The organism is Oceanobacillus polygoni, from assembly GCF_008304605.1.
Classification (GTDB): domain Bacteria; phylum Bacillota; class Bacilli; order Bacillales; family Amphibacillaceae; genus Oceanobacillus; species Oceanobacillus polygoni.
Window position 1 is genome coordinate 69,485 of the sequence record NZ_PIJY01000041.1, and the last position, 26,611, is coordinate 96,095.

Genomic DNA, 26,611 nt, shown 5'->3' on the forward strand with positions numbered 1-26,611 from the left:
TTTTAAGCGGTTACAAAACTCCCCCTCATCATAACCTATAAAGGAATTCCTGTCACTTCAAATATCAAATTGATTTTTTCACACAAATCGTATTTACTTAAACTAAAGATATTGAATGGGGGAATATTTTCAATTATGGGGTTACTACTCAACTATCAATGGGAAATCTTTATTGCATTAGAAATTATATCCGTGTTATCGCTTCTCATCTTTGGTGTTATCCGCTATTTTTTCAACAAACAAAAACTTAGCCTGCTCTTTCTTCTATTGTTTATCATTCTATTGATTTTAGAAGCTCTCTTAGGTCTATTGATATACCAAGAAACTGGAGAGATTTCTACCTTTTTAATTATCATTAGCCTTTTTGTTATCTATGCATGTACATTTGGAATCTTTGATTTTATGAAGCTTGATCGTTGGATGCGACATAAAATTGGCGGATGGCGTGGGATACAGCTGCTCACTGAAAAAGATATTCGTATCATGGACAGACAAAAGGACCCGAAATATACCGCTAAAAAATATCGCCGGAGTTCTACTGTTCACCTAATCGTGTTTGTTACTGTCCAAGCTGGATTTTGGATTTACGGAACAGGAGGTACTAGTGATTTATTGGATTATATAAGAGATCTTTCTTGGATTGGAACAGAGAATGTTGCTGAGACACCGTATGCAAATGATACGATTTACGGGATATCGATGATTTGGGGACTTATTTTTATTATCGATTTTATTTGGTCATGGTCGTACACCGTTTTCCCTGCGAAAAAGAAAGATTGAGTTCTATTTTAAAAACTTAAAATCATCGATGAAGCCGTCTGCTTCACCGATGATTTCTCTGTTTAACCTCCTATAAAATGCAATAATACCGTCACAGCTGAGACACTAACACCTGCAATCAATGCGAAGATAAGCGTAACCTTGTACACTTCCGACTCTCTTCCTTGCGCGTTCGCTGTACTTGTTCCTAACACAATATTGGCTGGTGCAATGACATTACCAATTGCTCCACCTGTTGATTGTGCGGCAATAACGAGTGGCAAGGATAAGCCTTCCATCGAATTTACAACAGATCCATGTAATGGCGAGAACAGCACATTGGATGACGTATTCGATGACGTCATAAATGCACCAATAATCCCAATGACATTTGCTAATCCAGCATAAACAGCTGGTGGTGATACTTCGGCAATTCCAAGGGCAAGTACGTTTGTTTGTCCAGCATTTTCCATAATCATGGTCATGGTTAAAAATCCAGTTATTGCTAGGGATGCCCCTAGAGCATTATCTTTTAAGCCAGAAAATACATTTTGGGTCGTATTTTTATGATGTAATCCTAAATGCTTGTACCAGAAAAAGGCAAAGATAACCGACACAAGTAAATAGAATCCTGGATGCGTAAACGGAGAGATAGGAGAATACGCTTCTTCAGCTTCCATTTCAAAACCATATCCCGTTTCAACTGCCGGAAAGGAAGGTCCAATTTGAAATTGATCTAGAAAGCTTTGAATTGGTCCGATTCCAAGAAACACGATACTAACTACCGACAAGACGTAATATGGCATAAATGCTTGGTGTAATGATATATCCGGCTTCTCTTCCGATTTTGAATCCGTTTCTTCAAGAATGTCCGTTAACTCTTCCGTCTCTGATTTTTCTCTGTATTTCTTTCGTTTGGAAAGCATAAATAAGGCACCAAAAGCTAAAATCGCTGGGATAAACGTGCTTAGCTCAGCGTTAAAGCTTACCATTGCAAGCTGTCCCCCACCATGAATAACCGAAATAATCACGACAGCTAGAAAACCTTCCTTGACACCTTTCCATTTAGCAAATAACCAACAAATCATTAGCCCGCCTATTATATTTGGTAGCCATAAAAGAATACCCGTATATAGAAGTGTTAATGTCGTATCCTCAATCTGCACTGCATTTATCGTAGCAATCCAGCCGACACCGAGCGTTCCGAACATATTCGCCCAGGAATGTCCAATTAAAGGGATGACAATTGCAGCGACAGGCTTCACACCTAATCCCACTAAAAGTGGTGCTACAACAGCGATCGGCACACCGAATCCTGCTACACCTTGAAGAAAAGAAGCAAATACCCAGCCAAATCCAAGGACTAGAAACAAGTAATTTTCACTATGATTTTGTACCTCTTCCCGAATGACTTTAAACGATCCGGATTCATCGGTAACATGGTAGAGCAATAAAGCAAACCATACAACGAGCAGGATAAAAAATGCTTCCCACAGTCCTTTTCCAAATCCAACTGCCAAATTATCCAAAGGAGCTTCAAACATGAAGTAGCCTAGTAATGTCGCCACCCCCATCGCAACCCATCCCGAGGTACCACCAGACCACTTAAAGACAACTAACATGAGTAAAAGCAGGACTAATGGTGTGATAGCTAATAGCCAATGTAATAAATCAAGCGGTAAATTATTTTCCATCATTAATTCCTCCAAAAATCAATTAAAAAGATTACCAGCACAAGGCAATTCCATCCCCACGAGGGTCCGCACCAGCGCTGTATACGCCTCTTTCTTGATCAATAATAATTCCCTGTGCATGGCCCATTGTCTGGGAATAATCCTCTACGATTTCAACCTCGTGTCCGCGTTTTCGTAAATCATTAATAATTTCATCTGGAACTCTTCCTTCCAGTTTAAGCGTAGAACTGTTTTCACCCCATGTTCTGCCATACAACCAACGCGGCGCTTCAATTGCCTGCTGCATGTTGTACCCAAAATCGATAACCTTTGTAAGCATGGCACATTGCGTTTGAGGCTGTCCTTCTCCCCCCATCGCTCCAAATAGCATGAATGGCTTACCGTCCTTCAATGCCATTCCTGGAATGATGGTATGAAACGTACGCTTATTCGGCTCTAGTGTATTGGGATGATTTTCATCCAAACTAAAGTGGGATCCTCGATTCTGCAAGAAGAAACCACATCCTTCTGGCATAAATCCCGAACCGAATTCATGGAAAATACTTTGTATGAGAGAGATACTGTTCCCTTCTTTATCAACGACACTAAGATAAGCTGTATCCCGCCCGATATCAACTTCCGGAAGCTCTTCTAGTTGTTCTTCTTGATATACTTCATCCCAAGAAAAATGGTCGTAAACCTCTGATGAAAAAGATTTAGATAGGAGCTCATCGTAAGGAAGATCAATCGTTTCGAGATCTGTAACCCATTCGTCCCGAAAACGAAATTTAAGCTTAGCAGCTTCAGCTAGAAGGTGATAATATTCTGGAGTACCATCTTGAATCGAGGTCATATCGTTTTTCTCTAACATGTTTAGCATCATTAATACAGCAATACCTTGTGTGTTCGGTTTTACTTGATAGATTTCATATCCTCTATAACTAGTAGATAATGGACGTTCCCATTCGAGGCTGTGTTCTTTAAAATCCTCTTTTACTAGAAGACCATCATGTTTCTCCATCGAAGCAATTATCTTGTCGGTAATTTCTCCATTATAAAAGGCATCTCTTCCCGATTGAGCTATTTGCTTGAAAGACCAAGCTAAATCAGACTGAACGAGCAGTTCCCCTGCTAAAATGGGACGGTCATTTTTAAAGAATACTTGTTTTGTAGTAGACTGCTCACTTAATAATTCAGCTTTCTCTTGAATAAAGTTACTCACCTTATCCGTGATTGGAAAGCCATTCTCAGCATAATGAATCGCATCTTCAAACAAAGTTTCCCACTCTAGCTTTCCATATTGCTGATGCAGCTCCCACCAGCCATCCACAGTTCCTGGAATCGTGTTCGCTGCTAATGGTCCACGTTCTGGAATCTCGCCAAGATCTTTTTGTTTGTATACCTCTCGGGTTACACGGCTTCCTGACTTACCGCTTCCATGCATCGAATTGACTTCTTTCCCATGCCGATCCCAGATTAAGGCGAATAGATCCCCGCCTAACCCTGCCATATGTGGAATAACAACACAAAGCACAGCATTAACAGCAATTGCTGCCTCCACCGCATGACCACCTTGATCTAGGATTCCTTTCCCAGTTTGCGTAGCTAAATAGTGAGGTGACGTTACAGCACCATTAATTCCCTCTGCTACTGGCCTCCCCGTCTCCAAAAAAGAGTAATTTTTACCTTTGTGAAGTCCCAAATAAAATACCTCCTGTATGATTAATTTGCATTCCCTGTACCTTTTCCCCCAATCGCTTTCCATAAAAACGTTAATTTTAAGGACTTTAGACTTTCCTTCAATTTTTGGGCGAATGTGATCCAGTTAAATTGACGTGACGAATAAAAAATCACTCAAACAAAAATGAATCTTTTTTCACCCCTAGCACGTATTTAAACAAAGCTATATCGTTATAAGAGGAGAAATTAAGCATGGCAACTACTCCAAAACGTCCAAAGCTTATAATTCCAAAAAACAAAAGTGAATGGGTATGGGATGGTATTGGCTTTCCAAGTTATATTGGCTCCATTTTGTTATTAATCATTAATTGGGATTCACTGCCAGACCAAGTTCCAGCACATTATAATGCGATCGGAGAAGTAACTCGTTGGGGTGCGAAATGGGAGCTGTTGATTTTACCAAGTATAGGTGTTTTCATACTGGTTTTGATGCAGCTATTTGAGAAGTATCCTGAAATGCATAACTATCCCCAGCGACTCAACGCAACCAATGCGGAACAGTTTTACCAAAATAGCAGAAAAATGATCAATCAGATTAAAAATATATGTCTCATCCTTTTTGCTTACATTCTCTATGCATCAGTTTCTATTGCATTAGACTGAGGAAATGCTCTGGGAAGCTTGTTCCTGCCTATAGCTATACTGAGCGTATTTATTTCGATTATCATAGGGATTGTAAACCAGCGTAGAATATACTAGTATGGATTAAAATTTTTATATAGAAAAAACCAGGAATTCGAGGTAAGTAAACATATGAGTGAAAAAACAATTATCAACGCAGACAACGCTTATCATACAGCAGAACAAAGAGCCAAGGCGTATTTTAATTCCTTGTCGGTTCAGCATGCTGACCAATCGTATATTCAAGCATTAATAAAGGACTTTGAAATATGGAAACAGGATCATGTTCAGCGTCGCTCGTTATTTTCCACGTTATCAAATAAAAAACAGCAGGATGATTACAAGTTTCTCCAATCGTTGAAGATGACAGGGAAATTAGATCCGTATCTGGATCGAAGCATTTCCTATATCTTCATGCGGGACATGGGGCATGCGCTTGATTCTCCAGCTACACAAAAACGGATTCAGCGTGTTGTCGATCGGTTAAAGAAGCAGCTCACCAGGAAGAAATCTGATCAAGATGACATGTTTAGCATGACCAAATTGTATCGGATGGCTGAGAAAAATGGGATTGAGTCAACATTTATTTGGATAACGGAAAAGTTAAATAGGGTTACCGATAATATACCAGCGGGTATGGATGCCGAAGAAGCGCAGCGTAAATTAATTAAGATTATTGCTGGATTAGTCATGCAGGCAGTAGAAGAAATGGGAGATGACATCACGCAGGAAGAGAAGTCCTCCAAGCTCGAGCAAGCAATTCGACTAGGCTATGCCTATGGTCTCACCTATCCATTTATTGATGATTTACTCGATTCCAATGTATTATCTGCGGATGAGAAAAATCGTTATTCCCAGCTGATTCGAGTCACACTCGTTACAGGGGTTGTTCCCCCGTTAGGTGAATGGACTGGAAAAAACGGGAAGCATATGCGCTTTATTCATTCCGAGCTGAAGGCTGCGTTTGAATTGATTCAGGAAAGTCTTCCTGCTGAGGACTGGGAAGCTTTCCTCGAACAAGCTTTTGTTTTTTATCAATCACAGGAAGTTGAGCGTGTAAAGGATTTAGAAAATGACACGTATACGAATGAAGAGCTGTATATTCCCGTTATTTTAAAATCGGCGGCATCTCGGCTAATCGTTCGCTCGATTATTGATGCTTCGGTGGATGAGGGGATTGATCAACGGACATTTTATTATGGAATTTACAATCAGCTTGCAGATGATTTTACCGACATGGCCGATGACCGGCAAGGCGGCAGAGTAACACCGTATACCTATTACCTGGAGCATCATGAGAAGCGGAAGGATCTGATTAATCCGTTTGAGCTTTATTGGACGGTCATCGCCAACTTCATTCACAACGTGTACGATTCCGAGCCACAGGCGCGTGAAGTGATTCTATCTCGGGCAATCAATAGTTTGAAGCGATTTAAGGCGAAAAAAGGAGAGCAAAAATATGCGCAAGTGATGGGTCTCCTTTTTTCCGGGATTCCCTCGTTACAGCAAACCGTTGATGATCTCGTTCAACACGCAACAGACGTGGAATTTTTTGATAAATTAATTCGTGATCGTATGATTCGTAACTTGCGACAAGATCGGGAAGAAGAGGACGTTTTTGTCACACAGGCAAGAAGGGTAAGAGAGGATTTAAATGCAAGCCTGCCGATTTCTCAGGCAGAAGAAAACGTTCTAATCGACGAGCCAATGATGGAAGCGGCGAATTATAGCTTAGGTAGCACGGGAAAACGGCTACGTCCGATTATTACCTGGTTTATGGGTATAGAGGAGTATGGCTTGGATAAACAGGCAATCCAACCGCTTTTAAAATCGTTGGAATATATGCATACTGCTTCCTTGATCTATGATGACTTACCAGCTCAAGATAATGCGGATTTTCGTAGGGGAAATCCAACCTTACACCGAGCATATAATACAGCTACCGCAGAGTTAACTGGTCTTTATTTAACGCAACAAGCGGTGGCAGAGCAGGCATCTCTTGAAAGTTTTGATGCCAAAACTGTCCTCCACCTCATTCACTATTCGGCAAATGTGACGGCTGACATGTGCCGGGGACAAGCGATGGATTTGCAGACAAAGGGAGAGCAACTGACACTGGAGCAACTGAATGAGATGTGCTTTTATAAAACCGGACTAGGATTCGAGGCTGCCCTTATGATGCCAGCAATTCTAGCTGGTGCAAGTGAATCCCAGAAGCAAGCATTGAAACAATTCGCACGTCATGCAGGAATTGCCTTCCAGATTAAGGATGACTTGCTTGATGTGGAGGGAGATCCAACGACACTTGGTAAATCTCCATTTCGAGATAAAGAAAATAACAATTCCACGTTCGTTTCCGTTCTCGGGATTGAAGCTGCGAAAAAAGAAATGTGGGAGCATTATTGTTTGGCAATGGAGACCTTGCAAGCATTAAACCATAAAAATCCGTTTTTAAAACATGTGTTGAATTATTTTGTGCATCGTGGGTATTGAGGTTAGCGCAAACATGGAAAATGACTAGCAAATTGCAAGAAGGTTTGTTAGTCATTTTTTTACCAAATAACTGGAGGTGCAATATGAATTATAAAAGGTGTTCAGAAGTAGATAGGTCATTGATTCATCAAGCATTTTTAAATGGTTACGCAGACTATGCCATTCCGATGAATATACCACTTGAACCATTCTTTGAAAGATTCTTTGGACCTGAAGGAAATACGTTAGAAGACTCCTTTATTGCCTTTCAATCTGATGAACCTGTTGGATTAATATTTGGCGGTATCAGAACCTTTGATGGGTACAAAAACTTACGATGTGGCACCTTATGTGTAACGCCCAAATACCGTGGAGAAGGTGTGAGTCAAGCTCTATTCCGCTTGTTTGTGCAGAATGGAACCGATCAGCTTTGTGACCGATTTAGTTTAGAAGTACTATCAGACAACGACCGTGCCATCCGTTTCTATGAAAAACAAGGTTATAAAAAGAACCATACACTCAGCTATTTCAGTAAATCAGTGGAAAACAATCAATTGAAACATACGATAGTGGATCATATTACGATTAAAGCGGTTGAATTACCTGTAGCAGAAGCAGTGAGAAAGGCTATTTTTTCTACCCATATCAACTGGCAAAATGAAGTGGAGTATTTCATGAAGGATCATACTGCCCATTGTTTTGCTGCTTATCTCGATAAACAAATAGTAGCTACTATGGTCGTTACAGATGCGGGTAAAATTTACTTTTTATATGTAAGTGAAGATGAAAGGCATAAAGGAATTGCCAGTAATCTTTTAGCACATGCAATAAACGAACGAAGCCTGAAAAAGCTAACGATCAGTATGCCTGATAATATTGATATGAATGAATTTCTTAGAAAGCTTGGATTTAAGAAAGCGAATATAGAGCAATTTGAAATGGTTAAAATGGTTTAAAATGGCCACTTATATAGCTAAAATTTTTAATAATAAGGGAGCAGCATATGGAAGATAACGTTTTTGAACAGCTGGCAAAAAGATACGATACAGAAGAAAGAATGGAATTAGCTAACGTGATCGTGAAGGAAGTAAGAGCCAAATTACAAAATAGTAAATCAAAATCTTTACTTGACTATGGAAGTGGTACTGGCCTCATTAGCTTGGAAATATCAGATTTAGTAGATTCTGTTTTATTGGTGGATTCATCCGAACAAATGCTGGAGGTTGCGCAAGCTAAAATTTCTCACAGAGGAATTACCAATGCAAAAGTGCTTTATTCCGATTTCACGCAAGAAATTCCGGAACTTAAGGCAGACATCGTGTTCATGTCATTAGTCCTTCTTCATATTCCAGATACGAAGAAAATTTTACAAGCATTGTTCAATATTCTAAATGATGGCGGCAAGCTAATCATTATTGATTTTGACAAAAATGATAAAATAAATCATCCGAAAGTTCATAATGGCTTTTTGCATGAGGAACTAAAGGAAAAATTAGCTGAAATTGGTTTTAAATCAAGTGAAATGAAGACCTTCTATCATGGAAATCGGATTTTTATGAAGCAAGATGCTTCCATGTTTATATCGAGTAGTATGAAGTAATTTCTTGTTTTTAGGTCACGTTTATTGCAGCAACAAGTGCACGTATTGCACAAGTGAGATCATCTATTGATGGTCTTTTTCTTTCGTTGCTAATTTCAGAAATTTGCAACTAATGCATTCAGCATTATGGTATTATTTGTTTAGATATTAATTTAATGGTAACTTTATTCATTTCATTTATTATCAATCTTTTTAATCATCTTTGCTATTATACGTCTTGTAATCGCAAAAAAGAAAACGGTATAACCTAGGTTAGAATGTCTTGTACGAACTTGCGCTTTAACTTAAGAAGGAGTTCTCCTATTGGTAAGTTGTTTATTGAGCTCCTGCTACCCTATTTAGAAGGAGTTATCGTAAATGAAAATATACCCTGACTGCCCAGTTATTACGAGAACAATAGAGATTGGCGGGCTAACGAATATACAGCTTACTCAAAAAATGCAACAACACGCTATCATGATGAATGAGTATGGAGAAAGACTCTTAACAGATGAAAGATTTACTACCTCTGAAACAACGTACAGCTTAAAGACCATTGAACTAACCGTTAGGAACCTTGGCTTCCCAGACGGAGCTACTTTGCCTACCATTTTTAAACGGGCAAGCGAACTTGGTTTGGAATTGTGCCCTCATGAGCTGGGACCTCACCTAAGATTAAAATATCTAGATCAGCCTGAAGGTCATTCAGGAATTTCTTCGTCCCAGCATCAGGCCCCTTCTGGTTCCATCACAATTGCATCGGAAATAATAAGTGAAGACGATGATTTTCCAAAAGGCTTTTACATTAGAAAAATTAACGACGAGTTATGGCTACGCGGGTACGTTGCTGATCATCTGCACGTTTGGAATCCGAATGATCACTTTATCTTTTGCCAAGCAAAAAACTTATAGAAGTGAAGTATTAAGAGAACGAATTACCAACTTTTATTCCGTGCAAAACGGTGCAAGAATTTAACTAGATGCTCATCCAAAAGATAATTGATTTAGTTTCACTTTATAAGCTTGGAGGATATCTAATGACTTTTTTATCAACTGTAATGGATTTTTTCTATCAAAATTTTATTCTTCTATTACTCTCACTTTTCATTATCAAAGTTATTCTCATGTTTTTTATCAAAATAGGAACCGCTCTCATTATCTCTACTTGTATAGTGGTAGTGATGGGAATAGCAGCAACTTTCGTGGTAGATCAAACGAGATATACAACATTTAAAGATGCTTTTTCGGATAAATGGCTTTATGGGTTTAGAACTGAAAGAAGATAAGGTTCCCATTCCTAATGATTGGGATTACACTATTTCAATTACCACAAATAATCAAATAAGAGAAAGTCTTTCCGTCACAGATCGCCTTACTTTTAACGTGAATGATAGTCATATTAATAACTATGAAGTTGTTGATGAAAGAAACCATCTTAAAACAGTTACTTCTCTCATGGAAAGTGATGAAGTTGAGTGGGATATGTAGAGATAGGTACGTTATATTTCTTCAAGTAAACTGGTACCTTATAAAAATGGAACTCTTAAGATATATAGGTAACTATCAAAGAAGTGATTTTTTAATAGCGGAGGCGTGTTATTTTGAAGAAATTCCCTCTTATCGGAAAAATAAATGTAGGATTAGGAATTATTTTTTTCTTATTTGGTATTTTCTTGCTCATAGAAGAACTTAATCAAATCTCCTCTTTCAAAGATTTCCTTCTGTCCATTTCCTTTATTCTTATTGGAATAACTATATTTTTATCGGCATATTTTTACAAAAGTAATTAACAAAAGGAGGACATTCATTTGGAACCAACTCCACTAACTTCTCGCAATACTGAAATAGGAAATAAAGAAATCACTTTCAGAAAGGGACTAAATATATATGGGACTATTACTATTCTTGGACTAATACTGTCAATTTTTACGAACCCTATTTCTATAAATGAAAGTATGCAAATTTTTTATAATGAAGACTTAATGATGGATGAGAAAAAGTTGAAGGAATTTTCACTATTCATTTTTGGTGCTGCATTCGTGTACTTTTCCTTAGTAAATCTTTATTACAAATATATGAGGTGACTGAGGTATGTATCAAAATAGGAGTTGTCAACCATGAATATAACAATTGCGCAAGAACACCCCACGGATTACGAACTAACGGAAAACGTTGTAAAGGCTGCCTTTGAGCATGCAGAGTACAGCGATAAGAGTGAACACAAACTAGTATCTCGACTTAGAAAATCAGACGCATTCATTCCAGCGTTATCTTTAGTGGCAAAGGATCGAGAACAGAACAAAATTTTAGGACACACTCTTTTATCTAAAATAATAATTCGTAATGACAGCCAAAGTACAGCATCACTTGCCCTTGCACCTGTTTCTGTCTTACCAGCGTATCAAGGCAAAGGTATGGGCAGCCTTTTAATTACCGAAGCATTGAAAAAAGCAAAAAAACTTGGATATAGCTCTGTTGTGGTATTAGGACACCCGGAATATTATCCGAAATTCGGATTCCAAAAAGCATCCTTATGGGGAATAAAAGCACCTTTTGAAGTGCCAGATGAAGCATTTATGGTAATTGAATTAAGTGGAAATGCTCTTCATACTATTTCAGGGGTCGTGGAATATTCAAAAGCGTTTTTTGAGTAAGTGATTTAAAGAAAAGAAATAACTAAAGTTTGTAAGAGTTTGAGCTGCTAGGACAGATTCATTTTATAAAAAATGAGGTGATGTAATGGGATTTTATTATTTTATCATTCTTTTTATAGGCGTTTTTCTTATTTTAGGAGCGGCTTTACAGGCATTTAAACATCTTTCACTCTTAAATAAACGAGTGATATTTTTAGGCTCTACTGGTGTTCTCTTAATTGGTTTATCAATCTTTTTATTTACACCAGGCAGCTCCGATGTTATTGCTGAGATTTTTGGATTGACTAACTAGACGTGATGGCGATAGTTGAGGCTGAAACAGAAGTGATACTTGAACAATGATCCCTTGGTTAGTGCATTGGAAAATATATTCCAAATATCGGCAATGATCCTACTACTATTTTAGAAGCTTTAAGAAAATAAAAAGAGAAAGAAAGTTAACATAAAACAAATAAGAAATGCTTAGAAATATATTTCCATATGTTTAAGAACATTACAGCAATGCTTTCAGCCCTTCAATAAAAGGGTCGAAAGCATTTTTTGTTCATAGCAATTTAGGCTTGTGATTTATGATGGAATGGACATTTTCCTTGGATTGGCTCTATATCATCTCCGATAAAAAATTGCTTCCATTCGTTATGGGTCAGGTCGCCAAAGTGCCCGATATCGGGGTGTTTGGGCAGTTCATCCCAAACCTCTACACGTTCACGGACTTTTTCACGAGACATTATACCGGCTTTTTCGGTTCCTTCCAATCCTTCAAAGATTTTACGAGGCTGGAATCCAAGCACCATGGCATTTCCAAGATCCCGTGTTTTCCTCTTCTTATATGCTGGCGCATTTCCAAATGCGAAAATTGGCTCACCATTAAAATGAAAATCCCATAAATAATGATCTGGATCACGAGGAGCATATGCTGGCCACTCCACACCATCTGCTTCATGCAAATATTGCAGAATCTCCCAAAATTGCTTGCGGTAATCCTCCAGATTGCCCTCTTGCTCAAAAGGCTCAACAAATACAAAAAGTCCATGCCTTTTATAGTTTGGTGATTGAAACAGCTGAAGAAAGTTTTCAATTGCGGACGGTAAATTACTCCAGTCGTCTTGGCTGATAAAAGCATAACGAAGCTCGCCCCTTAATTCGGCTCTCATCCCAAAAAAACAAGGAAATGTTTTATCTGTGACCGTGTTATGAAAAGTTTCATATTCTTTATGGAGCCAACTCGGCAGGTCTGTTCTGTTATAAAAATCCTCTTTTATTAGTAGCACTTTTTCCTTCGTAGTCATTGTTCGCCTCCACTGCATGTATTCATATTTCCCTTAAACCACCTTTACCCTTCTTGTCTTTTCTAGAAACGATTTTCTTTAAATACTAGTCAAACTAAGCTTTATTATTTCGTTAGAAAAACACCGTATTTTTATAATGATGGAACATAATTATCTATGCTTCGGATTCAACTACGAAGGTACCGACCCTGAAGGCTAGAGTAGAGAAACTAGCTTTCGGGGTAACAACCAAACCCTTATTTCTTGATAACATATATCCAAAACCCTAGCAGCTCCCTCCTTTTTCCGATACAATTATAATAGAATGCAATTTAGAAATGTGGTGGCTTCCTTGTTTAAGATTATGCTTGTTGAAGACGATGCTTCCTTATTTAATGAAATAAAAGAACGGTTATCCCAATGGTCGTATGATGTGTACGGTGTTCAAGATTTCAATCATGTGATTCAGGAATTCACAGCGGTGAAGCCTGATCTTGTCATTATTGATATCCAATTGCCGAAATTCGATGGTTTTCATTGGTGTCGTATGATTCGCTCACATTCCAATGTCCCGATTATCTTCCTGTCCTCACGTGACCACCCAACAGATATGGTCATGTCCATGCAGCTTGGCGCAGACGACTTTGTTCAAAAGCCTTTTCATTTCGATGTGCTCATCGCTAAGATTCAAGCAATTCTTCGCCGTGTGTACAATTACAGCAACGAACAAACAGAATTGCGGACATGGTGCGGTGCAACGGTCGATTATATGAAAAGCACCATCAGCAACCATCTAGGAAGTCTTGAATTAACAAAAAATGAAATGTATATTTTGAACGTTTTAATCGAGCAAAAAAATCAAATTGTTAGCCGCGAAGAGCTCATTAAACGTTTATGGGATGATGAGCGTTTTGTCAGTGATAACACCTTAACCGTTAACGTTAATCGGCTACGCAAACGCTTGGGAGAGCTTGGGCTTGGACGCTTTATTGAAACAAAAGTTGGACAAGGCTATATGGCGATAGAAGAGGCTTATCGGCATGATTAAAAAGTACGTAAGTGAAAGACGCAGCTGGATCATCCTCTTTCTAGCCCTGCAAGCCCTCTTCCTACTAATCGCTTACCTTGACGCATCAATCCACTTTCAATCGATTTTGTACATTGTTTTTTTGAGCTTTATTATTTTCATTCTTTTTTTGATGATACGTTATCAGAAAGAGGCAACCTTCTATAAGGGATTAGAAGCGTTGGACGATGACTTTGATTTAACAAGCTTAAGAGATGCAAGGACACCGTTTGAAAAAATAACAGAAACACAACTAACTGAACAAGCGAAGTATTACAAAGAATCGTTATCTGATCTCCTTATCAACGTCGAGCAGGAAAAAGATGATCTCTTAGGTTGGATTCATGAGGTGAAAACACCATTAACGACCATGCAACTAATGATGGACCGCCTGGAAGATGAACGGTTAAAAACGCAATTAAATAATGAATGGTTACGAATCCATCTCCTGCTCGATCAGCAGCTCCATCAGCGACGTATCCCTTTTATTAAAAACGACCTATACATCGAGGTCACTGCTTTGGAGCCGCTCCTTTACAAAGAAATAAAGGACTTAAAATCATGGTGTATGCAAAAAGGAATCGGATTTGATATTTCCTTACAGAGATCTGAAGTTCTAACCGATGCAAAGTGGCTTGCTTTTATGATTAGGCAGCTGTTAACGAATGCCGTCAAATATAGTGAGCAATCCGACATCCTCATTTCAAGTTATCTAGAAGAAGGCCAAGTTAAGTTAGCGATTAAAGATGCAGGACGAGGTATCGACCCGAGAGACCTTTCTCGTATTTTTGACAAAGGCTTTACATCGACGACAAGTCACCATGACAATGCCGCAACTGGCATGGGTCTATATTTGACCCAAAAAGTAGCTGTATCTTTAGCTATCGAGATTAATGTTCAATCAACACTTGGAGAAGGCACGACCTTCACCTTAACCTTTCCAAAAAAGAATGCATTTGTACAACTCACAAGCATGTGACAAAATTGTCATATGCTTTTTCTTTTTGTTCGGTAAATCGAAGGAAACGAGTAGGGAATTCACTTAAGATAAAACTAACGAATAAATTAGGAGTGGAAACATGCATATTCTACAAGCAACTAAAATCCATAAAAACTATGGAAATAAATTTAATAAACAAGAAGTGCTTAAAGGCATCGATATGACCGTTGATAAAGGTGAATTCGTTAGTATTATGGGCGCATCAGGTTCCGGAAAAACGACCTTGCTCAATGTGTTATCCTCTATTGATGAAGTTAGTCAAGGGTCGATTAAAATTGAGAACACCGATTTTACGCGCATGCGTGAAAAACAATTAGCCGAATTTCGTAAGCAGCATTTGGGTTTTATTTTTCAGGAGTATAATTTGCTCGATACGTTAACCGTTAAGGAAAATATTCTATTGCCATTATCAATCAAAAAGACGCCGAAAAAAGAGGCAGATCAAAAATTCCATGCACTTGCTACAGAACTTGGCATTGCTGAGTTACAAGATAAGTATCCAAATGAAATCTCCGGTGGGCAAAAGCAGCGTACATCAGCAGCCCGCGCTTTCATTCATGAGCCTAGCATCATTTTTGCAGACGAGCCAACAGGAGCTCTCGACTCCAAAGCAGCTTCCGATTTATTAAATAAATTAAGTGAGCTGAATGAAAAGCTACGATCGACGATAATTATGGTAACGCATGATCCTGTAGCTGCAAGCTATTCTTCCAGAGTAATTTTTATTAAGGACGGTCAAATCTATACCCAATTAAATAAAGGGGACCAAACAAGGCAAACGTTTTTCAAGGATATTATGAAAACACAAGGCGTATTAGGTGGGGTTCATCATGAGCATTAATCACTTGATTTATCGAAACCTAAAGAAAAACCTGAAAAACTATTATCTTTATGTCTTTGCCCTAATCTTTAGTGTCGCTCTATATTTCGCGTTTGTTACTTTGCAGTTTGACCCGGCAATGGATGCGGCAGAAGGGTCGATTAAAGGAGCTGCCGGAATTCGAACTGCTTCCATCGTTCTTGTCGGTATTGTTACGATCTTTCTGTTATACGCGAATACTATTTTTATTAAGCGACGAAGTAAGGAAATAGGATTATTTCAATTGATCGGGATGACAAAGGGGAAAATTTTTCAAATCCTTACGATTGAAAATCTCATTTTATACTTCGGATCACTTTCTATCGGGATTTTTATTGGCTTTGCTGCTTCGAAGTTTATTATGATGATTCTATTAAACGTTATTGGCATCGAGCAGGTAGCAGCTTTACGTTTTTCAACCGAGGCCTTGATCCAAACACTACTCGTTTTTGCAGCAATTTACTTTTGCATTATGATCATGAATTTACTATTTATTAAAAGGCAGAGCATCCTATCCTTATTCCGCGTTCGCTCATCGACAGAAGCGAGGGCCAAAAAAATGTCCATCTTCGAAATGATTATCGGCATTATTGGAATCGGACTTATCATTCTCGGCTACTTTGTCTCAACAAAGCTATTTAGTGGTGACTTTGTCACATTTCCCCAATTAATCATAGCAATGGTGAGCATCCTAGCTTCTGTCATTATTGGGACATATTTATTTTACAAAGGGAGCGTCAGTTTTATCCTTCATCTCATTCGAAAAAGTAAGGGTGGCTATTTAAATCTGAACGACGTCCTATCCCTTTCATCGATTATGTTTCGGATGAAGTCGAATGCATTGCTTTTAACTATCATCACTACGGTATCTGCCCTGGCGATTGGATTATTATCCTTAAGCTATATCTCCTATTATTCAGCAGAAAAATCAGCAGAACAAAGTGTGCCAGCTCATTTTTCAATAGCAGCTGCAGAAGATGCAGAAGCATTTAAAGCTGCATTAGATACAGATAAAATCGCATATGAGGAAACGAAAATTGATGTCGTTCAAGTTGATGTAGATGTATCACAAATCATGGAAACGGATTTCAGTGAATCAGAAATGGTAGCCGATCCAAATAAGATGATCTTACCTGTAGTCAGTGAGGATGCTATTAAAGGAGTTGATGTATCTTCTGAAGAAGTTATCTTTACTGGTTACAGCGGGGTTCTCCAGCAGTTTATTTCATTGAAAGAATCTGGCGAGGTAGCGTTTGTAAACCCAAACGGAGAGATTAAGCAACACTATTTAGGCTTACGCGAAGGCACTATCCTTTCTTATAACTTCACAGGTGGCGGATTACCAACCGCTATTGTTGATAGCACGGTCTTCGAGCAGTTAATGCAAGACATGGATCCAGTTATTCAAGACCAGCCACCAATTTATATTGGAATCGATATTGCAGACCAATCCGAATTAGCACAGGCTGACGGAATCTTCCAATCTTTAGAATTACAAGATGATAGTGCGAGTCTCTCCCAGCTTGCGTTATTCCAAAATCAAAAAAGTGCAATGGGACTCATTATGTTTATTGTTGGATTTCTAGGCTTAGCCTTTCTTATTACGTCCGGGTGTATTCTATACTTCAAGCAGATGGATGAAAGTGAAGAAGAAAAAGCAAATTATACCATTTTAAGGAAACTAGGATTTACACAAGGCGACTTATTGCGTGGTATATGGCGAAAGCAGCTCTTTAACTTTGGGATTCCATTAGTGATCGGACTCTTCCATAGCTATTTCGCCGTTAAATCTGGTTGGTTCTTTTTCGGCACCGAATTGTTGACACCTATGATTATCGTCATGCTCGTCTATACGGCACTGTATTCTATTTTCGGCATATTGTCAGTGCTGTATTATAAGCGGGTGATTCGCGAGGCGTTGTAGTTTTTGGTGATGTGACTTTGAATTCATGGGAGGTTATTGATGCGCCACTCCGGTCAGCTAGCGCTCGTTACACGACGACGAATTGCCGGAACTATCCTCCCCAAAGTTACTTCGATATTAAAAGCAGTGAATCTTTTTACATGGTTCACTGCTTTTTTACATTACCGTTTAACAGGTAACGAAACCCAATAATCAGGAAGGCTATAATGGAAGCTAAATAGATGGAAAGACTGACAAAAGCTAACCCCATTCCTTCCCCCTCCTATATAGTTCATCTTTTCAAAACGATCTCGATGGCACAAATCTTACCGCACTGCTAGAACACCTTCTATAATTGGTTTGAAAAAGAAATTCATGATTTCGTAACAAAAAGCGAAAACTAAGTTAAAAAGTGCTGACAACAGGTGTGTTTTCAGATAAGATGTTGTGGTGGTTAAAAACGATCGTCTAGCATCAAGAATTCACATCATTTTTCTAGGAGGTTCCAACAGATGAAAAAAAATATAATGGTAATCGCTGGCTCCCTGCTTGTTGCCTTTGCATTTAACTTCTTTCTTGTTCCATTTGAAATTTTGAGTAGTGGCGTTAGTGGAATTGCTATTTTACTTGGATTGCTCACTCCATTTGATACGGGAGTGTTTAATCTCGTTCTAAATATACCAATTCTTATCCTTGGCTATTATAAGCTCGGAAAGGAAATTACCATAAATACGCTTGTTTGCGTCGTAACACTGTCCATCTTCTTATACGTGTTACCTGTTATTAGTCTGACAGACAACATATTGCTATCCGCCATATTCGGAGGAGTTCTCGGCGGGATTGGGATTGGGGTCATCATGAAATTCTCAGCAACATCTGGTGGCTTTGATATTATCGCAATGATTATTTCCCGTACAAGTAATTTCAGCGTTGGTTTACTGCTTACAGGAATGAACGGCGTTATTGTTCTTTTTTCTGGCATGATTTTCGATTGGAATATCGCATTATACACCTTGTTATCGATTTATTTAACCGGTGCGATGATTGATAAAATTCATACGAATCATATTAAATTAACGATGCAAATCGTCACAACAAAGGGTGAGCTTATTCGTGAAGAGTTACTTCAATCCATCTATCGAGGCATTACGATTACAGATGGGTATGGCGGCTACACTAATGAAAAGAAGCAAATTATGATGATGGTCGTAACCCGATATGAAACATTACAGATTAAAGAAATTGTTCGCTCACATGATGAAAAAGCATTTATTAACGTATTTGAAACCGTTGAGGTTGATGGTGAGTTTGCGAGGAATTGACTCTATTTCTACGCTTTAAGGAGAGAGTGCTTTCTCTCCTGGCTTTCATCCATCGACAAACCATTATCAAATAACTGATAGACACATTTAAAATCTTCTTAACGGAATAGCTGTACACGATTTCACGATTATTTACATTCCAATGCCTCCTTATGATTTTCTTCGCAAACAATTTAATTTCGTAAATTACGTTATCATTCATATTTAGAATGGATAAGAATCTCTGGTCAGAACCCTGCTACAATCTTATTTAAGCCAATTTTCAAACATATACGAACCTGTTATACTAATTGAAAACCCTTACCTACTAATCGAAATTCATTTGTAAAAGGAGGCTTTCGATGTTCGAATTATTGGTGACATTGGTAGAACGCGTGGGAATTATTGTAACAATCGCCTTTATTTTAACGAGATTTCACTTTTTCCGGAACATGTTTTATCAAGACCAGCTCAACCGGAAGCAACAGCTTACTGCTATTATTTTCTTTGGCTCCTTTGGAATTATTGGTACCTATACAGGACTGAGCTTAAGTACTGAAAGCCTCCAATTTAACCGTTGGGCAACCGATTTGACGACCGAGGAAGCACTCGCTAACTCCAGAGTGATTGGCATTGTGATCGCTGGTCTACTCGGTGGCCCTAAAGTCGGGATTGGCGCAGGGCTTATTGCTGGGCTGCATCGCTTTACATTAGGTGGTTTTACAGCGATTGCCTGTGGGACAGCTACTATCCTTGCCGGGATTCTCGCTAGCCTTTTCCACAAGAGAAATAAACGTATGAAGCTACGAAGCGCCTTCCTAATCGGCGCACTGGCAGAAACGATTCAAATGCTTATCATTGTACTCGTTGCACGTCCTATGGAACAAGCTTGGGCCTTGGTCAATATTATCGGTGTCCCGATGATAGTAGCGAATGGGATGGGCACCGTGCTCGTTCTTTTAGTAATCAAAAGTGTTCTAAGTGAAGAGGAAAAGGCAAGTGCCATGCAAGCCCAGAAAACATTACGAATTGCAGATAAGACACTTACACATTTGCAAAGTGGGCTCCATACCAATTCCGCAGATGCTGTCTGTCGTATTATTCATAACGAATTGAAAACAAGTGCCGTTTCCATAACAGATAAAGCCGAAATTCTTGCACATGTCGGTCTTGGACATGATCATCATCAAAAAGAAAAGCCAATCCAGACGCAGATTACGCTCGATGCGATTAAGCGCGGTAAAATCCTTATTGCCAACCCAGATTCGATCCATTGCTCGGTAGAAGGCTGTCCACTTGGTCCAGCCGTTATTGCGCCATTAAAACAACGCGGCGAAACAATTGGCACGTTAAAATTTTACTTCCAGTCTGAAAATGACTTAACCAATGTGAATATCGAACTCATTACGGGACTAAGCTCGATGATGAGTCACCAGCTTGAAGTGGCACAAGCAGACCGAGCATATCAATTAGCGAAAGATGCAGAAATAAAAGCCCTGCAAGCACAAATTAGCCCACATTTTCTATTTAATACGTTAAACACGATTGTGTCACTGATTCGCCTTAACCCAGCTAAAGCACGGAAAATGCTCGTTTCGTTATCACATTTCCTCAGGCAAAACTTATCTGCCACCACACAGGAAGTGACGACATTGGAACAGGAACTGAGGCATGTAAAAGCCTATTTAGCATTAAATAAAGAGAGATTTTACGATAAATTAACCGTGAACTATACGATCGAACAGGATATACTTTCACACCATATTCCACCGCTCACGCTTCAGCCAATGGTTGAGAATGCAATCACCCACGGATTTAAAGATAAGGACAGTGATTGTAACCTAGAGATTGTAATGAAAAAGCAACAAGGAGCTATCTATGTTAGCGTCGAGGATAATGGAAAAGGAATGAGTAAAGCTACAGCAGCTAAGATACATCAAGCACCAATTGACTCTGATACCGGAAATGGCTTAGCACTTTATAATGTAAATCGCAGGCTGAGTATGATGTTTGGTGAACACGCAGCACTTCACGTAACAAGCACTATCGGCAGTGGTACAAAAATTTTTTTTTCTTTGCCGTATGAGGAGGTACAGAAACAATGGATCAGTTAATCCGTGCACTCATCGTTGATGATGAGCCCTACAATCGAAAAGAACTGAAGCATTTATTAGGTGATTTCCCTCAAGTAAACCTGATCGAAGAAGCCGAATCAGGGGAAGCTGCCATTATGAAGACGATTCAGCATCAGCCAGATGTCGTCTTTCTTGATGTTGAAATGCCGAAAATAAGTGGCATGGAGACAGCAAAGGCAATTAAAGAACTCAAAAATGCACCCTTAATCGTCTTTGCCACTGCATATCCACAATTTGCTGCCGAAGCCTTTCGCTACAATGCCGTGGACTATTTGCTTAAACCTTATGATGAAGAACAATTGCAGGAGACGATCGAACGAATTGAAAAAAAGCTTGGAGCAACAATGGACACTGACCCGGTAAAATCAACTGGAAAACTAGCTGTAGAAGCAGATGGTGACATCTTTTATGTTGAACCAGAAGATATTTTATATATGTCAAGAAACGACAAGCGAACCAAGCTCGTTACCAAAAATGGCGAATTTGAGACAAAGATTGCCCTCAAAGACTTAGAAAATAGACTGCTAAGCTATGATTTCTTTCGAATCCACAAAAGCTTCTTAGTCAATTTAGAGTATGTCACCCGTTTAACCCCATGGTTTAACGGCGCGTACCATTTACAATTGGAAGGTAGCGAGGACACGCTTTCAGTGAGCAGAAATTATGTAAAAGCATTACGCAGTCGATTAGAAATATAGCTTGCATCTTAACCCAGTCAGCTGACATGATAATTCGAAATAATTACCTTTTACGCCCGATTCTCCCCTCCTGCTCTTTGATTCTTTTATACTATTATGAAACCGGATTCATAACAAAGGAGGAGACGTAGGTTGTATACATTTCTTGCAGGTATCGCACTATTAATTATTGGTTATTTTACGTATGGGAAATTCATCGAAAAGCTCTTCGGTGTAAAAGACGAGCGTCCAACACCTGCCTATGTGAATAGTGATGGTGTGGACTATATTCCGATGAGCACACCAAAGAATTCACTAATTCAGCTACTGAATATCGCTGGGACAGGTCCCGTATTTGGTCCAATTATGGGTGCACTTTATGGACCAGCAGCATTTATTTGGATTGTTGTCGGGTGTATTTTCGCAGGGGCAGTTCATGATTATTTGACGGGAATGATTTCTATCCGAAATCGTGGTGCTCATTTACCAGAGCTTGCCAGTAAGTTTCTCGGAAAGGTTATGAAGCATGTCGTTAATGGCTTTGCAGTTCTGCTTTTATTATTAGTTGGTACAGTATTTGTTTCCACACCAGCTAGCTTGCTTCATCTACTAACAGACGGAAGTGTAGCATTATGGATCTTTATCGTAGTTATTTTTGCTTATTATATTATCGCTACACTACTTCCTGTAGATAAAGTAATCGGACGCTTATACCCATATTTCGGTGCGTTGCTGTTAATTAGTGCGCTTGGCGTAGGGATTGGTTTAGTAGCTACAAATGCACCAATTCCAGAGCTATCCTTCCAGAATTTCCATCCAGAAGGAGCAGCGATTTTACCGCTATTATTCTTTACGATTTCCTGTGGTGCGCTTTCCGGATTCCATGCGACACAAACACCAATTATTTCCCGTACAACCAAAAGAGAAAAAGAAGGTCGTAAAATTTTCTACGGGATGATGATCGCAGAAGGAATCATTGCCATGATTTGGGCTGCTGCGGCAATGAGTATGTTCAATGGCTATAATGGTCTAAATGAAATCTTAGCAGCTGGTGGTCCTGGTGCAATTGTTAGTGAGTCATCAACTATTCTTCTAGGAGCAATCGGTGGAACACTTGCTGTACTTGGTGTCGTTGTGTTACCAATCACTTCTGGAGATACTGCATTCCGAAGTGCACGGATGATTATTGCTGACTACTTGAATATTGCACAGAAGAAGTTTTCAAGCCGCATGTGGATTGCTCTACCACTTTTTGCAATCTCCGTCGTCTTAACGCAAATCGACTTTAACTTATTATGGCGATATTTTAACTGGGCGAACCAATCAACAGCGGTCATTGCACTCTTTGTTGGATCGATGTATTTGTATATTGCTCGGAAAAATTACTTTGTTTCGCTCATTCCAGGTACATTTATGCTGGTAATGGTCATTACCTATATTATGTCACAGCCAATTGGTTTTAATTTACCAATGAACATCTCATGGGCTGGTGGATTTATTGGAGCAGCAATCATTCTCGTACTGTTCTTTAAGGCTGCTAAGAAAGCAAGAGCGAACAATATCCCACTGGAAATTGATGTTTCGGATTGGAAGAAGGCTTCTTAAGAGAGATTCCTTTTAGATAAAAAAGATGAGTAGGCTCTGCCTATTCATCTTTTTTTATCACTTCCATAAGGTAATTAATTATCCTTCATCACAATCGGTTGTAATTTGTATCAATGTGAAGTTAAACCAGCAACAGAACTACTTCAGGAAATTTTTAACACGCCAACTACCGAGAAAATTGCTTCATTACGTCGAGAAGTTCCTCAATTGCTGCATCCCCTTTACGATCTTGGATAGCATGTGCCACACAATGCTTTGCATGCCTTTCTACCATAGAAAAGCCAACTTTCTTTAGCGCTGCATTGATTGCACTTATTTGCACCAGTACATCTACACAATAACGATCCTCATCAACCATCTTTTGAATTCCACGCACCTGCCCTTCAATTCGCTTCAAACGATTGACGATAGCTTGCTTTTCTGAATTAGTGCGTGGAGTTAATGTGTGATCATGTAAGAAGTTACTCATTCGATTCCCTCCTTTTTAACAATATATAATTTTATCTATTGTATACGCATCATCTGGTTTATACAAGCATATTTATTTGTCTATTCTAACTTTTCTTACATTCATTAATAATAATGCAATTCTTCTTTCCTTTCAGTTAAGCGTACCTGCTTAAAAGGGAATCAATCGATTAGAATTGTATTTGCGTCATCATCTGGTTACTTAAATATCACTATATGATGATAAAGTACGTACTTATAAAAATAATTCTTATATGTTAAACTAATCTAAATAGTTAAAAAGTGGGGTGGTCTATTCATTTAAGGATTTCATTGAAAGAAAGTTCTTGAATTCTTTAGTATCATACTTAAACTTTGTGGTGATATTCTTAAGAATTTGGAATGGAGGTGAATAAATGAGTCGTATTAATTTAAAAACCCTTAATTGTGAAAAAGAGCTTACACTTGCAATTATCGGTGGTAAATGGAAAATGCTAATTATGTGGCATTTAGGAAAAGAAGGAACCAAGCGATTTGGTGAACTTAAAGCTTTAATCCCAGGAATTACGCAACGAATGCTCGTTAGTCAATTAAGAGAACTAGAAGAAGACCTTATTATTCACCGAGAGGTCTATCCAGTTGTTCCTCCAAAAGTGGAATACTCATTAACTGAAAAGGGAGAAAGCCTGATGCCCATTCTTGAATCGATGTATGATTGGGGTAAAGACTACATGGAAAATGTTCTAAAAATTGAACTGACAAATACTGAATGAACCAGGATAAGGATGTAGTACACCATTCTCTATAAATATTGCCCCACTTTCTTTAGAGAACATTCTATTTCTGATTTTATAGTATTTAAGTTAGTAGATTCACAGCAACAATGTTAGTTGCTGTGAACCTTTTATCTTGCTACTAAAAAGTCCAATATTATAAACCCTGTCAGTAAAGCACTAATGAATATAGATTTCGTTTCCTATTTTAAAAAAAGACTAGTATCAAGTAATTAAGCTCGAATAGTATATATTTGCACACATTATGACTAAAAAGTGCGTACTTCCCTAATACTCGACTAGCACTTATAATATATAAATAATAAAACAACTAATATAACATAGTAAGATTCATTAAGATTGAGTGTTATTTCCAACGAGACCAATCCTAGGAACTAAAGATGCAATTAGCATTATTACGATTTAACTTACATCAAATAAAAGGAGTGGTATATTTGAAAGCGCTTACAACAACTTGGATAGACCATAATAATTGCTAATTACAAAATGATAATGTAGAAAAGTTACCCGTTTAGGAATCTCAAAGAAACTACTTTTTGGAGGGAGAATATGTTACTAATAATAGGCACTATAATAATTTTGGTTTACACGACTGTATGCTTAATCAAGGTCTATCAAAATAAGGAACTATTAGCAAACATGACTGGGATGGCAATTGCAATGGCACTAGCTATGATTAGTAGTACAGCGATTGGCTTAATCTTAGGTGTCCTGTTTAAAGGCGACTTAACTTCTTCTACAATAATTGCAATGAATTTTGCCCTTATCGTCGGAATTTTAGTTGGGAAACCAATTAGTCTGCTTGCCATGGGTGAAGGTGTTGGAGGCGGAGCAATGGGGGGAATGATGGGTGCAATGATAGGTGATATGATACCATCAAATAATTATTCACTCATGTTGGTATATATCGTTATTTTTTCTATAGTGAGCTTTTTGTTCATTATTCATTTAATTAATACGAAAGTAAATGAGCACCCTAAAAATAAGACAAGTCGTACTTGGTCCACTGCTAATAAAGCGATAATTTCAATTTCTGTATTGCTTACTCTTGTTATTTTAGGACTTCAAATTGAAACAACTGACCATAAAAACAATCAGAAAGTAGATGAGGTACATCATCACCACTAAATAAGTAAAATGGATATGTTCTTTTGCAGTAACTGTTAAGTGAATAATTAATAGCTCATTTATAGGAGGGGATTGGAATGAAGTCTACTCTTAATTTTTTTCCTGCTCAACCTGAGATTGAATACAAAATGGAAAATTATGTAGAAAGAAAACCGATTGGAAATTCAATCACTCATAAAAGCATTGCATTATTTTACCAATTTAAAACTAAAAAAGAGGCTTCTAACTCTTTCTCACTTATTCCTGACGGTTCTATTGATTTATTGTTTTGTTGTTCTGAAAAGAAACCATCCATATTCCTTTGGACCAGTCCAAATCAACGAAGTGAAAGATTGGACCTATTAGAAAATTGCGAGTATTTCGGTGTTAGGCTTTTTCCAGAACAAAGATTACTAGAATTAAAATATTCAATGAGGGAACTTTTAGGCAAAACAATCCCCTTATACGATGTGATATCCATCGATACTTCTCTTTTAGAGCAAATATCATATGGAACGTCTTTTGAAGAAAGAATACGTTTATTCGAGAGATTTTGTGAAAAATTTTATTCTAAAATGGATTATCAAGATTTAATTGATTACTCCGTTAAACAAATTTATTCCACTAAAGGTAATATAAATATTAAACAGCTCTCACTGGATATAGGATATTCAGACCGATATCTGCGTAAGAAGTTTGAAGAATCTATAGGTTTTACACCAAAGCAATTTTCTGAAATGGTCAGATTTCAAAACTCTTTAGCAACAATGATGATTAATCACAATAATTATAATCCGTTAGACATTGTGTATGAGAACGGATACCATGATCAAGCGCATTTTATAAAGGGGTTTAAAAAATTCGCTGATTTAACCCCTACTCAGTTTATGTATAACCTATTTTAGGATATTTAAACACTAAAATAGAATAAGCCCCTTCGTAAACTACTAT

General features: G+C 38.2%; 23 protein-coding genes and 1 pseudogene. 20 read left to right on the plus strand and 4 right to left on the minus strand.

Annotated features, from left to right (window positions below; genetic code table 11):
- Nucleotides 1-135 precede the first annotated feature (135 nt).
- Entirely contained in the window at nt 136-780 is a 645-nt protein-coding gene (locus F1560_RS18390) for a hypothetical protein (RefSeq protein ID WP_149476102.1), read from the plus strand.
- A gap of 62 nt (nt 781-842) precedes the next feature.
- Here F1560_RS18390 and F1560_RS18395 read toward each other — a convergent pair whose 3' ends face one another.
- Both F1560_RS18395 and ggt read right to left on the minus strand, forming a co-directional pair.
- On the minus strand, nt 843-2,453 hold the full coding sequence (locus tag F1560_RS18395) for an L-lactate permease (protein WP_149476103.1): 1,611 nt from the start codon (nt 2,451-2,453) through the stop codon (nt 843-845).
- Between the two features lie 31 nt (nt 2,454-2,484).
- A complete protein-coding gene (gene ggt / locus F1560_RS18400; protein WP_149476104.1) occupies nt 2,485-4,134 on the minus strand; it encodes a gamma-glutamyltransferase in 1,650 nt (549 codons plus the stop codon).
- A gap of 230 nt (nt 4,135-4,364) precedes the next feature.
- On the opposite strand from ggt, the pseudogene F1560_RS18405 reads away from it, so the two are divergent.
- The 8 genes and pseudogenes from F1560_RS18405 to F1560_RS18440 all read left to right on the plus strand — a co-directional run bounded on the left by F1560_RS18405 (nt 4,365) and on the right by F1560_RS18440 (nt 11,790).
- A pseudogene (locus tag F1560_RS18405) lies at nt 4,365-4,871 on the plus strand (DUF1648 domain-containing protein).
- A gap of 54 nt (nt 4,872-4,925) precedes the next feature.
- Nucleotides 4,926-7,286 carry a polyprenyl synthetase family protein gene (locus tag F1560_RS18410; protein ID WP_149476105.1) on the plus strand — a complete coding sequence of 787 codons (2,361 nt, stop codon included), beginning with the start codon at nt 4,926-4,928 and terminating at the stop codon, nt 7,284-7,286.
- An 83-nt stretch (nt 7,287-7,369) separates the two neighbouring features.
- On the plus strand, nt 7,370-8,221 hold the full coding sequence (locus F1560_RS18415) for a GNAT family N-acetyltransferase (RefSeq protein WP_187773770.1): 852 nt from the start codon (nt 7,370-7,372) through the stop codon (nt 8,219-8,221).
- A 47-nt stretch (nt 8,222-8,268) separates the two neighbouring features.
- The gene (locus F1560_RS18420) at nt 8,269-8,865 is read left to right on the plus strand and encodes a class I SAM-dependent methyltransferase (protein ID WP_149476107.1); all 597 of its coding nucleotides are present in this window, start codon (nt 8,269-8,271) and stop codon (nt 8,863-8,865) included.
- Nucleotides 8,866-9,222: 357 nt separating this feature from the next.
- Nucleotides 9,223-9,756, plus strand: a complete 534-nt coding sequence (locus F1560_RS18425; protein WP_149476108.1) for a helicase — start codon at nt 9,223-9,225, stop codon at nt 9,754-9,756.
- A gap of 348 nt (nt 9,757-10,104) precedes the next feature.
- On the plus strand, nt 10,105-10,332 hold the full coding sequence (locus F1560_RS18430) for a hypothetical protein (protein WP_149476109.1): 228 nt from the start codon (nt 10,105-10,107) through the stop codon (nt 10,330-10,332).
- Between the two features lie 629 nt (nt 10,333-10,961).
- Nucleotides 10,962-11,498, plus strand: coding sequence for a GNAT family N-acetyltransferase (locus tag F1560_RS18435; protein WP_149476110.1), 537 nt, complete (start codon nt 10,962-10,964; stop codon nt 11,496-11,498).
- Nucleotides 11,499-11,583: 85 nt separating this feature from the next.
- Nucleotides 11,584-11,790 (plus strand): hypothetical protein, encoded by a 207-nt coding sequence (locus tag F1560_RS18440; RefSeq protein WP_149476111.1) that lies wholly within the window; start codon nt 11,584-11,586, stop codon nt 11,788-11,790.
- A 262-nt stretch (nt 11,791-12,052) separates the two neighbouring features.
- On the opposite strand, the gene F1560_RS18445 is transcribed toward F1560_RS18440, so the two are convergent.
- A complete protein-coding gene (locus tag F1560_RS18445) occupies nt 12,053-12,787 on the minus strand; it encodes a YqcI/YcgG family protein (RefSeq protein WP_149476112.1) in 735 nt (244 codons plus the stop codon).
- Nucleotides 12,788-13,118: 331 nt separating this feature from the next.
- Between F1560_RS18445 and F1560_RS18450 the strand changes: the two genes are divergently transcribed.
- The 8 genes from F1560_RS18450 to F1560_RS18485 all read left to right on the plus strand — a co-directional run bounded on the left by F1560_RS18450 (nt 13,119) and on the right by F1560_RS18485 (nt 23,312).
- Complete coding sequence (locus F1560_RS18450) at nt 13,119-13,814, plus strand: response regulator transcription factor (RefSeq protein WP_149476113.1); 696 nt, start codon at nt 13,119-13,121, stop codon at nt 13,812-13,814.
- Nucleotides 13,807-14,811 carry a sensor histidine kinase gene (locus tag F1560_RS18455; protein ID WP_149476114.1) on the plus strand — a complete coding sequence of 335 codons (1,005 nt, stop codon included), beginning with the start codon at nt 13,807-13,809 and terminating at the stop codon, nt 14,809-14,811. The genes F1560_RS18450 and F1560_RS18455 overlap by 8 nt, the downstream gene beginning before the upstream one ends.
- Nucleotides 14,812-14,911: 100 nt before the next feature.
- Nucleotides 14,912-15,673 carry an ABC transporter ATP-binding protein gene (locus F1560_RS18460; RefSeq protein WP_149476115.1) on the plus strand — a complete coding sequence of 254 codons (762 nt, stop codon included), beginning with the start codon at nt 14,912-14,914 and terminating at the stop codon, nt 15,671-15,673.
- Nucleotides 15,663-17,615 (plus strand): ABC transporter permease, encoded by a 1,953-nt coding sequence (locus F1560_RS18465; protein ID WP_149476116.1) that lies wholly within the window; start codon nt 15,663-15,665, stop codon nt 17,613-17,615. Before F1560_RS18460 ends, F1560_RS18465 begins: the two co-directional genes overlap by 11 nt.
- Before the next feature lie 491 nt (nt 17,616-18,106).
- Nucleotides 18,107-18,916 (plus strand): YitT family protein, encoded by an 810-nt coding sequence (locus tag F1560_RS18470; protein ID WP_149476117.1) that lies wholly within the window; start codon nt 18,107-18,109, stop codon nt 18,914-18,916.
- Between the two features lie 341 nt (nt 18,917-19,257).
- Complete coding sequence (locus F1560_RS18475) at nt 19,258-21,009, plus strand: sensor histidine kinase (protein ID WP_149476118.1); 1,752 nt, start codon at nt 19,258-19,260, stop codon at nt 21,007-21,009.
- The gene (locus tag F1560_RS18480) at nt 20,997-21,728 is read left to right on the plus strand and encodes a LytR/AlgR family response regulator transcription factor (RefSeq protein ID WP_149476119.1); all 732 of its coding nucleotides are present in this window, start codon (nt 20,997-20,999) and stop codon (nt 21,726-21,728) included. Before F1560_RS18475 ends, F1560_RS18480 begins: the two co-directional genes overlap by 13 nt.
- Nucleotides 21,729-21,860: 132 nt before the next feature.
- Entirely contained in the window at nt 21,861-23,312 is a 1,452-nt protein-coding gene (locus F1560_RS18485) for a carbon starvation CstA family protein (protein ID WP_149476120.1), read from the plus strand.
- A gap of 166 nt (nt 23,313-23,478) precedes the next feature.
- Here F1560_RS18485 and F1560_RS18490 read toward each other — a convergent pair whose 3' ends face one another.
- Nucleotides 23,479-23,781, minus strand: a complete 303-nt coding sequence (locus F1560_RS18490; RefSeq protein ID WP_149476121.1) for a metal-sensitive transcriptional regulator — start codon at nt 23,779-23,781, stop codon at nt 23,479-23,481.
- 394 nt (nt 23,782-24,175) lie between these two features.
- On the opposite strand from F1560_RS18490, the gene hxlR reads away from it, so the two are divergent.
- The 3 genes from hxlR (at nt 24,176) to F1560_RS18505 (ending at nt 26,565) form a co-directional block, all read left to right on the plus strand.
- Nucleotides 24,176-24,532, plus strand: coding sequence for a transcriptional activator HxlR (hxlR, locus tag F1560_RS18495; RefSeq protein ID WP_149476122.1), 357 nt, complete (start codon nt 24,176-24,178; stop codon nt 24,530-24,532).
- Nucleotides 24,533-25,192: 660 nt separating this feature from the next.
- Nucleotides 25,193-25,681, plus strand: a complete 489-nt coding sequence (locus F1560_RS18500) for a hypothetical protein (RefSeq protein ID WP_149476123.1) — start codon at nt 25,193-25,195, stop codon at nt 25,679-25,681.
- Nucleotides 25,682-25,758: 77 nt separating this feature from the next.
- Nucleotides 25,759-26,565 carry a helix-turn-helix domain-containing protein gene (locus tag F1560_RS18505; protein WP_149476124.1) on the plus strand — a complete coding sequence of 269 codons (807 nt, stop codon included), beginning with the start codon at nt 25,759-25,761 and terminating at the stop codon, nt 26,563-26,565.
- Nucleotides 26,566-26,611: the final 46 nt, after the last annotated feature.